Source organism: Pseudomonas sp. P4_C8, assembly GCF_056401975.1.
Genome location: NZ_JBFUIH010000029.1, coordinates 1 through 12,940 on the forward strand (window position 1 = coordinate 1; position 12,940 = coordinate 12,940).

Here is a 12,940-nt window from a genome sequence, read left to right on the forward strand (position 1 = left end):
GCGCAAGTGCGCTCCAACCCCTGCTAGAAAACATTGACCCCAGGTCAGACCGTCGCGGATTGATGCCTGCGCTCCTACCGGCCTTCGAGGCCTGAATGTAATCGGCATACCGTGAGCTCAACCAATGTTGGCCAGAAGCCAAAGATGGCTTCCTCGAATAGGCCTTATACATAGATGCAACCGGGTAGCAGTGTTTGAAAAGCAGGTAGACAGTGGGGGCGAGTCCATACATAGGAGCATGGCTTGCCCGCGATGAACGATGACAGGTCGAACTGAATGCACACCGCCCCCACTCACCCGACCAGCGCCAATTGCGTACCGTCCCCGCCTCTGCGACAATCGCGAACAATTCTCGTTAGTTAATACTTCCCAATCGGTGATGTTGCGTGTCGTCAATCCAAAGCCCCCACCGTGAGCTCGTTGGTGCGTTATATCGCGACCATCGCAGTTGGCTATTGGCCTGGCTGCGACGCAACGTGGCTTGCCCGCAACGTGCAGAAGACCTGAGTCAGGACACTTTTGTGCGGTTGCTGGGTCGGGATGAACTGAAAGAGCCTCGCGAGCCGCGCGCGTTTCTGGTGGCGATTGCCAAAGGCCTGCTGTTCGACTATTTCCGCCGCGCCGCGCTGGAACAGGCCTACCTCGCCGAACTGATGCTGATCCCCGAAGGCGAACAACCGTCGGTCGAGGAGCAGCAGATGATCCTCGAGGACCTCAAAGCCATCGACCGCCTGCTGGGTCAGCTGTCGAGCAAGGCCCGGGCCGCGTTTCTCTATAACCGCCTCGACGGTCTAGGTCATGCCGAAATCGCCCAGCGACTGGGCGTCTCGGTGCCGCGTGTTCGGCAATACCTGGCCCAGGGCATTCGTCAGTGCTACATCGCGTTGTATGGTGAGCCGGTATGAACCCGGTCAGCTCCAAACCGGTATCGGCCAAGGTGCTGGATGCGGCGATTGCCTGGCAATTGTCCCTGGACTCAGGCAATCCGGTGGAGCGCGAAGCGTTCAGTCAATGGCACGCGGCCCACGAGGAACATGCCCGAGCCTGGCGCCAGTTGGGCATGCTCGACCAGCGCTTCAGCGTTGCCAACGGCCCGGCCCGTACGGCTTTGCTGCAATCGCGTGAAAGCATTCGCCGCCGTGTGCGCAAACTGGGCAGCGGCGTGGCCAGCGTTGTCGCGGTGATCGGGCTGGCCCTGTTTGCCGGTGATCGTTATCTGCCCCTCGACTACTGGCTGGCCGACCAGCGCACCGCCACCGGCGAGCAGCGCGCCCTGCGCCTGGCGGATGGCACGCTGATCAACCTCAATACCCACAGCGCCGTGGACATCCGTTTTGATGAGAAGCAGCGGCGGATCATCCTTCAAGAAGGCGAAATCCTCGTCGAGACCGGTCACGGCGATGCCCGGCCGTTTATCGTCGAAACCCGCGAAGGCAGCATGCAAGCGCTAGGGACGCTCTTCCTGGTCAAGCGCGAGGAACAAGGCACGCGCCTGAGCGTGTTGAAGTCCGCGGTGGCGGCGCATCCGCAATCGAGTTCCGAGGAACAGATTCTGCACGAAGGTCAGCAAGTGCTGATACGCAGCAATGGCCTGGGGCCGGTTGTCGCCCTCAACCTCGGCGCCGACGCCTGGACCCGCGGCATGCTGGTGGTCGACAACGCTCGCCTGGAAGATCTGGTACATGAGCTCGCTCGGTATCGTCGCGGGTATTTAGGCGTAGCACCGGAGATTGCCGACCTGCGCATTACCGGCAGTTTTCCGCTGCACGACACCGACAAGGCACTGAGCACCCTGTTGCCGACCCTGCCGGTGCAGATTGAACAGTACACACCGTGGTGGGTGACGGTGGCGAAAGCTGACCTAAAACCTTAAGTCATGCGGTGTCTGATCGGCCGCCTTCGCGAGCAGGCTCGCTCCCACAGTTTGATCTTAGGTGTACACAGAATTTGAGCCCGCAGGAGAACCCCTGTGGGAGCGAGCCTGCTCGCGATGAGGCCATCAGCCTCATCAATTTTCTGAATCTAAATTATTTTCATCCAGCCCTATCACTTTTTGATTCTCGTACGGCACCTAAGCAATTGAGAAATATTTCCATTTAGGAGCCGCTGTATGCCCCGTTCGCTCTACAACTTGTTGCGCCCCAGCTTGCTGGCTGTCGCCATTGCCTTTTGCACGCCTTTGGCCAGTAGCCAACTGATCGCCGCTGAACAAGCATCCAGCGTTCGCGCCTACAATCTGCCGGCGGCACCGTTGGCCAGCACCCTGAACCAGATTGCGAGTCAGGCCGGTCTGGCGCTGTCGTTGAATCCATCGCTGGCCGCAGGCAAGTCCTCGGCACCGGTGCAGGGTCAGTTCGACGCTGCTGGCGCCTTGCGTGAAGCCTTGCGCGGCACGGGTCTGCAACTGGAGCAAAGCAGCGCCGGCACCTACAGCCTGGTCGCCATTCCCGAGGGCACACTGGCCCTGCCGGAAACCGCCGTCATCGGCGTGGACAATACCGAAACCGCCTGGGGCCCGGTAGAAGGCTACCTGGCCACTCGCACCGCCGCCGGCACCAAGACCGATACAGCGCTGGTCGACGTGCCGCGCTCGATTTCGGTCGTCACCCGCGACCAAATGGACGACCGCAATGTGCAAAACCTCGATGACGCCGTGCGCTACATGCCCGGTATCACCGCCAGCAGCTACGGCAGCGACACCCGCGCCGACTGGCTGCGCGTTCGCGGTTTTGAACCGACCCAGTTCCTCGACGGCCTGCCACTGCCTAAAGGCGTGTATGCCAACCCGAAACAAGAAACCTGGAACCTCGATCGCCTGTCCGTGCTGCGCGGCCCGGCCTCCTCGGTTTACGGCCAGACCCCGCCGGGCGGCCTGCTGGACATGGTCAGCAGGCGTCCAACAGCTATAGAGAGCAACGAGATCGATCTGCAATACGGCAGCGACAATTATCGTCAGATCAACTTCGCCAACACCGGCAAGATTGATGACGAAGGCCAGTTTCTTTACAGCCTGAGCGGTGTGGTGCGCGACAGCGGCACGCAGATCGACCACGTCGACAACAAGCGCTACAACATCGCACCCAGCCTGACCTGGAACATCGACCCGGACACCCAGTTCACCTTGCTGACGCAATTCACCCGCGACGATACCGGTATCACCAGCCAGTTCCTGCCGGTGCAAGGCACCAAAATCGACATGCCGTTCGGCGACATTTCCCATAACAAGAACCTTGGCGATCCGGACTGGGAATACTACGACCGCACCTATTACGCGCTGGGCTATGCGTTCGAACATCGCCTGAACGACGTCTGGCAGTTCAAGCAGAACCTGCGTTACACCAAGTCGGACCTGTCATTCCAGGCCATCACCGTCGGCGCGTATCCGTTCACCCAGGTTGATGACGCTGGCAACGTTGGCCGCACCACCACCAGCGTCGAAGAAGACATCAGCCAGTTCGCCGTGGATAACAACTTCCAGGCCGACTTCGCGACAGGCGACGTGCGTCACACCGTGCTGCTGGGTCTCGACCACCAGCGCAGCAATACCAACTACCTCTCCATCTTCGGCACCGCACCGCCGATCAACGTCAATAACCCGATCTACGGTTTGCCAATCGAGCGTCCGGACCGTTCCACCGCGTTCTACGATTACGACCAGAAGACCTACCAGACCGGCCTGTACGCGCAGGATCAGATGGTCCTCGACCATTGGCTCGTGACACTCGGCGGACGTGAGGACTGGGTCCACACCGGCACCAAGTTCTTCAACAAAGACGATGCCACCAACACCCAACGTGACAAGAACTTCAGCGGCAACGCGGCGATCAGCTATGTGTTCGACTCGGGCTTTGTGCCGTACCTGTCGTACGCCGAGTCCTTCCAGCCCACGACCGGCGCTTCGGCCTCGGCCACCGAATCGTTCAAACCCACCAAAGGCAATCAGTGGGAGCTGGGCATCAAATACCAACCACCCGGCAGCAACACCCTGCTGACTGCCGCAATCTACGACCTGACCCAGAAAAACGTTTCGGTCACCACCAACGTTGGCGGCACGTCGATCACCAGCCAGACCGGCGAAGTCAAAGTCAAAGGCCTGGAGCTGGAAGCCGTTTCCGACGTCAACGAAAACCTCAAGCTCATCGCGGCGTACACCCTGGCCAAATCCGAAGTACAAGATGGCGAATTCAAGGGCAATCGCCTGCAACTGATGCCTAACCAACAGGCGTCGCTGTGGGCTGACTACACCTGGCACAACGGCGTACTGGACGGCTTCGGCGTAGGTGCCGGCGCTCGCTACACCGGCAATACCTACGGCGATCAGGCCAACACCGAGCTGGGCAAGGCAGATGCCTACACCGTGTTCGACGCCGCTGTTCATTACGACCTCGGTCGTCTGGACAACAGCCTGAAAGGCGCATCCCTGGCTTTGAACGCCACCAACCTGCTCAACAAGGACTACATCTCCACTTGTGACGGTTTCTACTGCTACTACGGCGACCTGCGCAGCGTCGTCGCCAGTGCAAGCTACAAGTGGTAATCGTTTGACCTGACATGCCCCAAAACCAGGCCGCCCTATTCCGGGCGGCTTTGGTATTTCTGAAGGCCTGGAAATGAAAAGTAAAACAATTCGCCGCTGGTCCTTTGTCCACACCTGGACCAGCCTGATCTGCACGGTTTTCCTGCTGATGCTGGCACTGACCGGGTTGCCGTTGATCTTCCACCACGAGATCGACCACCTGCTGGGCGATGCCGCCGAGTTGAAGCAAATGCCGGCGGACACGCCAATGCTCGATTTGCAGCAGCTGGTGCTGGCGGCTGAAAAGCATCGTCCCGGTGAGGTCATGCAGTATTTCGGTTTTGAAGACGATGAGCCCAATGGTGCCGTAACAATCATGGCGGCTACCGCCGGCACCGAACCAAACTCGTCGCACACCTTCATGCTCGACGCCCGCACCGGCGAAGCCGTGGAAATGCCATCGGCCAATGGCGGTTTCATGATGGTCATGCTGCGCCTGCATGTGGACATGTTTGCCGGTCTGCCGGGCAAATTGCTGCTGGCGTTCATGGGGCTGATGTTTGTGGTCGCCATCATTTCCGGGGCGGTGCTGTATTTGCCGTTCATGCGCCGCTTGAAGTTCGCCACGGTACGCCAAGACAAATCCACCCGCCTGCGCTGGCTTGATCTGCATAACCTGATCGGTGTGGTCACACTGACCTGGGCCCTGGTCGTCGGCGTGACAGGCGTCATCAGCGCCTGCGCCGACCTGCTGATTGCTGCCTGGCGCAACGACAGCCTGAACGCGATGGTCGCGCCGTACCGCGACGCGCCACCGCTGACGCACATCGCACCGACGACCCGCCTGCTCGACATCGCCAGGGAGGTTGCTCCAGACATGACGCCTGACTTCATCGCCTTCCCCGGCACGCGGTTTTCCAGCGAGCACCATTACGCAGTGTTCATGAAAGGCAGCACCCACCTGACTTCGCACTTGCTGACTCCGGTGCTGATCGACGCCAGCACCCTGCAAGTCACCGCCGTGGCGGAACGGCCGTGGTACATGGACGCCATGGGCATGTCGCAGCCACTGCACTTCGGCGATTATGGCGGCATGCCAATGAAGATCCTCTGGGGGACCCTCGATGTGCTGACCATCATTGTGCTCGGCAGTGGGGTTTACCTGTGGGTGGTGCGGCGCAAAGCGGCAAAACCTGTGCTCGAACACGCCGAGGCTCAAGCATGAAGCCAAGGCAATCGAACTTCTGGAAGGTCTTCGGCACGCCCACGGTTATCGCCTTGCTCAGCGCCGCCGGGTTATTCGCGGCGCTGCTGGGTGATGGCGTGTGGGACGCCTTGAGCTGGCTTGGTCTAGGCGTTCCCGCCTTCTTCGCCCTGCGCGGCCTGCTGCAACGCCGCTGAACTGTGTAGGAGCGAGCCTGCTCGCGATGAGGCCGTCACAGTCAACATTGTTGTTGCCTGTTTCACCGCTATCGCCGGCAAGCCGGTCTCACTCCTACAGGGTTCGACCTTGAGCTATCGGGTCAACGCGCTATGCTGCCCGACACTGCCACCGACCGAGACGTTGCCATGTCCGCCCCCAGCATGACCCTGTACCACAACGCTTTATCGCCCTTCGTTCGTAAAGTCATGGTGTTGCTGCACGAGACCGGTCAGACCGGCCGCGTGGCGCTGCAAGACTGTGTGCTCACGCCGGTCAGCCCCGATCAGTCGCTCAACGAAGACAACCCGCTGGGCAAAATCCCCGCCCTGCGCCTGGCCGACGGCAACGTCATCCATGACAGCCGGGTGATCCTCGATTACCTCGATCATCAGCACGTCGGCAACCCGCTGATCCCGCGCGAAGGTTCTGCGCGCTGGCGGCGCCTGACCCTGGCCTCGCTGGCCGACGGGATCATGGACGCTTCGGTGATGGTTCGTTATGAAATGGTCCTGCGCGACCCGCAGAAGCATTGGGACGAATGGCTGGACGCCCAGCGCGACAAGATTCGTCGTGGGTTGGCGCTGCTGGAAAAAGACGCGATTGCCGAGCTGACCAGCCATTTCGATGTCGCGGCGATCAGCGTTGCCTGTGCGTTGGGTTACATCGACTTGCGCCATCCGGATCTGGAGTGGCGCGAGGCGAATCCGCAATTAGCGACGTGGTATTTCGAGGTGAGTCAGCGTCCTTCGATGTTGGCGACGATGCCCAAGGTTTAGATTGACGTCGGCTGTACCGGCCTCTTCGCGAGCAGGCTCGCTCCCACAGTTTGATCGTTGGTGTGCACAGATTTTGTGCTCACTGGAGATCCCCTGTGGGAGCGAGCCTGCTCGCGAATGGACCACATCTGATCTAATGGAAACAGCTCAAAAATCAGCGTCGCCAAAACCTCCCCTTCCCGCTGATCCTCCCTCAACCCCAACGACCGGCTCATTCCACTGCCCCCAGATCAAACTCCATCGGCTTGGCGCTCTTCTGCCCGATCCCGTACCAGTCCAGCTTACGGGTCAGCACCATAAACACCCCGAGCAAGCCGAACAGCAACAACGAGCCCATCAGCAGTGCGTAATCCTCGGCACTCAGCAAGCCGTAGAGCAAGCCGTACAAGGCCGCCAACCCCGCCGAAAAACTCAAGCCATGCCGCACGCTGTGCAGCACATGGCAGACATAGAACCCGATCAACAACACGCAGCCAGCGGACGACAACAAATACGCCAGGGCAAAACCGATGTGTTCGGACAGCGACAGCAGCAACAGATAAAAAAACGCCAAGGCCACGCCAACCAACGCGTACTGCACCGGGTGCACCGCCAGGCTTTTCAGCACTTCGAACAGGAAGAAGCCTGCGAACGTCAGGACGATGAACAGCAAGGCATATTTGATCGCACGATCACTCTTGAGGTACTGGTCAACCGGGTCGATGAAGCTCACGCCGAAGCTGCGCCCGTTGTACGCCTCGCAACCATCGCCGGACACGCAACTGCTCAGCGCTTCTTGAAGGTTGGTGGAGAAGAACGAGGTCTGCCAATTGGCGGTGAAACCTTGATCGTTAACTTCACGCTGGGCCGGCAGGTAATTGCCGATGAAGCTTGGATGAGGCCAGTTGGCGATCAACGACACCTTGCTGGTTTTGCCCACCGGCAGAATCTGCAACTGACCGGTGCCCTGCAAACGCAGGTCAAAACCGAAGGCCAGCTCCGTGGTTTTTTTTGCGTCCAGCGCTGGCAGCGTCACGTGTACACCTTCACCCAGCCAGCCCACCTGGCTGCCCGGAACGAAGTCCAGAATCTGGCCGTTCAGGTCCAGCTTTAATGCGTTTTCAATGCCGCGAATGTCGCTGATGCCAACTGCTAAAAACGGCTGGTCGAACTGGTAATCAGCGAAGTCTTCCTTGATGCCCAGTTGCGCCGGCACCGAGAAATGCCCGCTGATGTGGTTTTCCGCGTGGAACAGGCGTGCCTCGTAAATGCCGCGCGAGCGCAGTTCTGTCTGGATCTGACCATCGAGTTCGAAGCGCTCTGGCAGGAAGTACAAGCGACCGCGTTCTTCACCGATGTCCTGGTAGCGCTCGTTGGTTTTCTGGTTGAGCTTCCAGGTGCGCACCACTTTGCGATACGGCACCACCATCAGCGGTCCGCTCAGTTGCTGGCTGAAACTGGAACTGCGGGCGATGTCTTCCAGCACACCGTCGCGCAGTTGCTGACGCTCCTGGATGATGCCGTTGATCATCAACAGCGGGATCAGTAACAACAGAATCAGAAGGGCTATGGCCCCGAGTTTTAGGGTCAGGCTGCGGTTCATGGGACTCTCCCTGTTTGGATAGAGAGAGTCTGGAATGGCTGTGTGGGGAATTTATGGGGGGAATATGGAGATTATGTGGAGACTGGGCCGGCCCCTGTGGGAGCGACGGTGCGACGATTCGACCTGCTCGCGATAGCCGCGACTCGGTCCTAAGCCAGGCACAACCTCACTTCAACACCGCCTTCGACATTGCCAATGCTCAACGAACCGCCATGCAGCTTGACCACTTCCTCCACAAAATTAAGCCCCAACCCGGTGCTTTTGCGGCCATTGTCGGGGCGCGGCAGCGAGTAAAAACGTTCGCTCAAGCGCGGCAGTGCATAGTCGGGAATCGCCTCGGCCTGGTTGAACAGTTTGAACTCAATCTGCTCCCCCATTCGCTCGGCGCTAAAACGCAGCACACCCTGGAACGGGGTGAAATCCAGCGCATTCTCCAACAAATTCCCCAGCGCCTGACGCAACAGAAACGGCTCCCCGGTTATCGCCAGATCCGCTGGAATCCGTTTTTCAATGCGCAACTGCTTGCCTTCAATCCGCGCCGCCTGAGCCTTCAACAATTCATCCACCAACCCGGTCAACGGCACCGCCACCCGCTCCTCCAGGCCTTGACGTTGTTCGACTTGAGCCAGATTCAGCAGCCGCTCAATCAACTGCTGCATGCGCACACTTTCACTGTCGATATTGCTGACGAACCGCTGCTGCTGCGCCACCGGCATCTCGCCTTGCAGCAATTCTGCCGCCCCGCGAATCGCCGCCAACGGGCTCTTCAACTCATGGGTCAGCGTGTGCACATAGCGCTCGACGTAGGCTTTGCCTTCGAGCTGCGTGCGCATCTGCTCGACCGCTGTCGCCAGTTGCTCCAGTTCACCGCCGCGATAGTGCGGAACTTCAACCCGTTGGCCTGCACTCACCGCTTGTGCATAAGCAGTCAACCGTCGTAGCGCCGCGCTCAGCCACCACGACAACAACGCGCCGAACAACAGGCCGAGACCAATCAGCCCGGCGCCATAAGCCAGCAATCGGCGCTCGGTGCGATCGACGTAAGGCTGCAACGAGCTGTTGGGCTTGGCCACAGTCACCACGCCGATGATCTGGCCGTTGTCGCGAATAGGTGCGCCAACGTGCATCACCGAGGAGTTCGTATCGTTCGGATCGTTGCGCGTGGAGCGTGCGCCGTATTCCCCGCGCAGGGTCAGGTAGACATCGTTCCAGCGCGAGTAATCCTGCCCCACCGCCACGCCGCTGGAATCCAGCACCACGAGGCCTTTGGCGTCGGTGACGTAGATGCGGTGATTGACCTGATTCTTCGGCAACCCCCAGATGCTCGCCTTGGGTTGTCGCTCGCCGTAGGCTTTGAGCAATTGCGGCCAGCGATTCTGATTGAGGGTGCCGGCCTTGAAGTCGTCGCGCAGGACCTCGGCCATCAGGTTGGCAGTGTCGACCAGGGTTTCTTCGGTGGACTGGCGAACGCCCGGGCGGATTTCTTCCATCACGGTGTTGAGCACGAAGTAACCGGTCAGGCCGATGAACAGCACGTAGACCAGGAAAATTCGGATCCCCAGCGGCATCAGCTGTGCCCCGGGCTGTAGCTGTAACCGAGGCCGCGATGGGTCTGGATCGGCTCGGCGTCCGCCCGCACCAGACGCAATTTGGCGCGCACGCTCTTGATGTGGCTGTCGATGCTGCGCTCGTAACCGGCATCGGCGGCGATGCCCAGCGCATCCAGCAACTGCTCGCGGCTGAACACCCGCTCGGGTTGTTCCAGCAGACATTGCAACAGGCGGAACTCGTGACGGGTCAGGCTCAGCGCTTGACCGCGATAGTTGATTTGCACCCGATCACTGTCGATCCGAAACAACCCCGATGAGGATTCGGCGACAGTCCTTGGCGCCATGCGTTTGAGAATGGCCCGGACCCGGGCGGCCACTTCCCGTGGGCTGAACGGCTTGACCACGTAATCGTCGGCGCCGATTTCCAGGCCCACCACACGATCGATTTCAGCATCGCGGGCACTGAGGAAAATCACCGGCACTTCGCTGAAACGGCGCAATTGTTTGCAGGTTTCAAAACCGCTGATATCCGGTAGACCAATGTCGAGAATGATCAAATCGGCCGGCGTGGCGCGCTGATGGTCCAGCGCTGCCGCGCCAAGGCTCAGCCAGGTCGTGGTGAAGCCTTCACCCTGCAACGCGAAAATCAGAGTGTCGGCAATCGCCGCTTCGTCTTCGACAATCAAGATATGAGGCATGGCGTCCTGGCCCGGCAGTTAAGTGGGCGAACGGTGCCCCAAGGCTGATTCGCCGTCAATCAGCAGTCGGGTTTGTCTGCCGTGAAACGTCGCGCCGGGTTCACCGCCGCGCCGAATTCACGCAAGGCTTTGGCGCCGATCAACAAAGGGTAGTTGAAGCTGCTGCGGTCGGTCAGGTTGACCTCGACGGTGCGCTTGACGTTGCCCAGGCACAGTTCCAGGTCAACCACCGGGCGCTTGGTGGGTGCGACCACGTCCGCGTCATCCTCATCTTCTTCGGAGCGGGTCTTGATCTTGCTGATCCGCGCGACCTTGTGTTCGTAGACCTTGTTGCTGGCGCCCTTGGTGGCAAGGCGGAAACGCACCCATTCTTCGCCGTTGCGGGTGAAGGTTTCGATGTCCTTGGCCGACAGCGACGCGGTCAGGGCACCGGTGTCCATCTTGGCCTTGAGGACTTCGCCGCCGATTTCCGGCAGCGCGATGTATTCGTAACGCCCATACAGGGTCGGCTCGGCGGCCAGGACCGGCAGGGCCACCAGGGAAAGCAGTGCGAGGATCGATTTCACGTAATGGGCATCCATAAGGAGTGGGCAGCGGGATTTTAGACCGCCAGCGAGCAATTCGTTCGTTCCTGAGATCGCATCGCGAGCAGGCTCGCTCCCACGGTGGATTGGGAGTACACAAAGTTTGTGAACGACACAAACCCTGTAGGAGCGGGCTTGCCCGCGAAGAGGCCCGATCAATCACCACAACAGCTTGACCAGTCCAATTTCACTCAAGCATATCGGTCCAAAGGTGAAACATTCGTCACCCCCGATTTGGCCTCCCACCCCAAGCTGCTTATCATGGCGCGCCCAAATGATCCCAAGAGTTACTTATGCGCCGCCTGCTCACCGGCTGTTTCGTTACCCTGCTGCTGTTGCTCAACACCCTGATCCTGATCGGGCCGCTGATGGTGTTTGCCCTGTTCAAACTGGTCCTGCCCGGTCGCTTTCGCGATGACGCCTCATCGGCGGTGATGTGGGTCGCCGAGACCTGGGCCGAGATCGACAAGCTGATCTTTCGGCTCTGCATCCCTACCCGGTGGGACATCCGTGGTGGCGCTGACCTGCGCGTCGATACGTCTTATCTGGTGATCAGCAACCATCAATCCTGGGTTGATATCCCGGCGTTGATCCAGGCCTTGAATCGCCGGACGTCGTTTTTCAAGTTCTTCCTCAAGAAAGAGCTGATCTGGGTGCCGTTCCTTGGGCTGGCATGGTGGGCGCTGGATTACCCGTTCATGAAGCGCTACACCAAGGCCTTCCTGGCCAAGCATCCGGAGCTGGCAGGCAAGGATCTGGAGATCACCAAAGCGGCGTGCGAGTTGTACAAGCGTCAGCCAGTGACGGTGGTCAATTACCTGGAAGGCACACGCTACACCGCCACGAAAAGCGCCCAGCAGCAATCACCCTTCACTCACCTGCTTCGGCCCAAGGCCGGCGGTGTGGCGTTCGTGCTGGCGGCGATGGGCGAACAGTTGGACGCCGTGCTCGATGTGACGGTGGTGTATCCGCAGCAGACGATTCCGGGGTTCTGGGACTTGATCAGCGGCAACGTGCCGAAGGTCATCATCGACATCAAGACCCGCGAACTCGACCCCGCGCTGTGGCAGGGCGATTATGAAAACGATCCGCTGTTTCGCGAAAAAATCCAGAACTGGGTCAACCAGCTCTGGATCGAAAAGGATCGACAGATCGACGCATTGCGCGCCGAGTGACGTTGAATCAAATGCCGGTGCCGGCGCCCCAGATTCCGCCCAGGCTTTCCAGCAACGAACCGCCAACGCCTTGCTGACCGAGGAATTGCAGAAGCACCGGGGTAAACAGGCCGATCATTCCACTGTCCATTCCCAATGCGCTGAATGCGTTGCTCAGGTCGTTGGTGTTCTTCACATTGCCCAGGGCGTTGTCCAGACCGGCGGCTTTGCCGGACGAACCGAGCAAACCGGCGAGGGCGCCCAGCTCACCACCGCCCGACAAAATGTCGATTCCCGGTACGCTTTTGGCCAACTCCGAGTAATCGGTCGAACTCAATTGATTTTTGGCCAACCCAAGCATCGCCCCGGCGCCGCCAACGGCTTGTTGTGGCGTCACGTTCAATTGGGTCAGCGCACTCAGCAGGTCGGCCGTCTGCGGGGTCGGCGCGTCCGCGGTGGCTGCGTTATCGCCCTGCATGCCGGAGATGGCATTGGCCGCATCGAACAGGCTGAACTGAGCAAAGACCGGACTGGCCGCCAGACACATCAGCGAAGCCAGTGCAAAACCGCGTGAAATCTTCATCCAGACATCCTCATGTGCCATGAAAACCGCCCGGCTATGGGCGGCGAAAAACTATGTGTTGGACTGGCATCCCA

General features: G+C 59.8%; 12 protein-coding genes. 7 read left to right on the plus strand and 5 right to left on the minus strand.

The features are described 5' to 3' along the window. Window positions 1-386 precede the first annotated feature (386 nt). The 6 genes from AC1DWM_RS18695 (at window position 387) to AC1DWM_RS18720 (ending at window position 6,715) form a co-directional block, all read left to right on the plus strand. On the plus strand, window positions 387-905 hold the full coding sequence (locus AC1DWM_RS18695; RefSeq protein ID WP_223515734.1) for an RNA polymerase sigma factor: 519 nt from the start codon (window positions 387-389) through the stop codon (window positions 903-905). Beyond that, complete coding sequence (locus AC1DWM_RS18700) at window positions 902-1,873, plus strand: FecR domain-containing protein (RefSeq protein WP_223515737.1); 972 nt, start codon at window positions 902-904, stop codon at window positions 1,871-1,873. Before AC1DWM_RS18695 ends, AC1DWM_RS18700 begins: the two co-directional genes overlap by 4 nt. 237 nt (window positions 1,874-2,110) lie before the next feature. Continuing rightward, window positions 2,111-4,537: a TonB-dependent siderophore receptor gene (locus tag AC1DWM_RS18705; RefSeq protein ID WP_223515740.1), complete on the plus strand. Its 2,427-nt coding sequence runs from the start codon at window positions 2,111-2,113 to the stop codon at window positions 4,535-4,537. Between the two features lie 73 nt (window positions 4,538-4,610). Further along, window positions 4,611-5,741 (plus strand): PepSY-associated TM helix domain-containing protein, encoded by a 1,131-nt coding sequence (locus tag AC1DWM_RS18710; RefSeq protein WP_477795842.1) that lies wholly within the window; start codon window positions 4,611-4,613, stop codon window positions 5,739-5,741. Next, the gene (locus AC1DWM_RS18715) at window positions 5,738-5,917 is read left to right on the plus strand and encodes a hypothetical protein (protein ID WP_007947719.1); all 180 of its coding nucleotides are present in this window, start codon (window positions 5,738-5,740) and stop codon (window positions 5,915-5,917) included. Before AC1DWM_RS18710 ends, AC1DWM_RS18715 begins: the two co-directional genes overlap by 4 nt. A 168-nt stretch (window positions 5,918-6,085) precedes the next feature. Then, complete coding sequence (locus AC1DWM_RS18720; protein WP_223515745.1) at window positions 6,086-6,715, plus strand: glutathione S-transferase; 630 nt, start codon at window positions 6,086-6,088, stop codon at window positions 6,713-6,715. 211 nt (window positions 6,716-6,926) lie between these two features. Here AC1DWM_RS18720 and creD read toward each other — a convergent pair whose 3' ends face one another. The 4 genes from creD to rloA2 all read right to left on the minus strand — a co-directional run bounded on the left by creD (window position 6,927) and on the right by rloA2 (window position 11,111). Further along, window positions 6,927-8,297, minus strand: coding sequence for a cell envelope integrity protein CreD (creD, locus tag AC1DWM_RS18725; RefSeq protein WP_223515748.1), 1,371 nt, complete (start codon window positions 8,295-8,297; stop codon window positions 6,927-6,929). 149 nt (window positions 8,298-8,446) lie between these two features. Next, window positions 8,447-9,865 (minus strand): two-component system sensor histidine kinase CreC, encoded by a 1,419-nt coding sequence (gene creC / locus AC1DWM_RS18730; protein ID WP_477795843.1) that lies wholly within the window; start codon window positions 9,863-9,865, stop codon window positions 8,447-8,449. Next, entirely contained in the window at window positions 9,865-10,545 is a 681-nt protein-coding gene (gene creB / locus AC1DWM_RS18735) for a two-component system response regulator CreB (RefSeq protein ID WP_477795844.1), read from the minus strand. The genes creC and creB overlap by 1 nt, the downstream gene beginning before the upstream one ends. A gap of 59 nt (window positions 10,546-10,604) precedes the next feature. Next, on the minus strand, window positions 10,605-11,111 hold the full coding sequence (rloA2, locus tag AC1DWM_RS18740) for a retropepsin-like aspartic peptidase RloA2 (RefSeq protein ID WP_223515756.1): 507 nt from the start codon (window positions 11,109-11,111) through the stop codon (window positions 10,605-10,607). A gap of 311 nt (window positions 11,112-11,422) precedes the next feature. Here rloA2 and AC1DWM_RS18745 point away from each other — a divergent pair, with 311 nt between their 5' ends. Then, window positions 11,423-12,304: an acyltransferase gene (locus AC1DWM_RS18745; protein ID WP_477795845.1), complete on the plus strand. Its 882-nt coding sequence runs from the start codon at window positions 11,423-11,425 to the stop codon at window positions 12,302-12,304. Between the two features lie 7 nt (window positions 12,305-12,311). On the opposite strand, the gene AC1DWM_RS18750 is transcribed toward AC1DWM_RS18745, so the two are convergent. Next, on the minus strand, window positions 12,312-12,866 hold the full coding sequence (locus AC1DWM_RS18750; protein ID WP_223515762.1) for a DUF2780 domain-containing protein: 555 nt from the start codon (window positions 12,864-12,866) through the stop codon (window positions 12,312-12,314). Window positions 12,867-12,940: the final 74 nt, after the last annotated feature.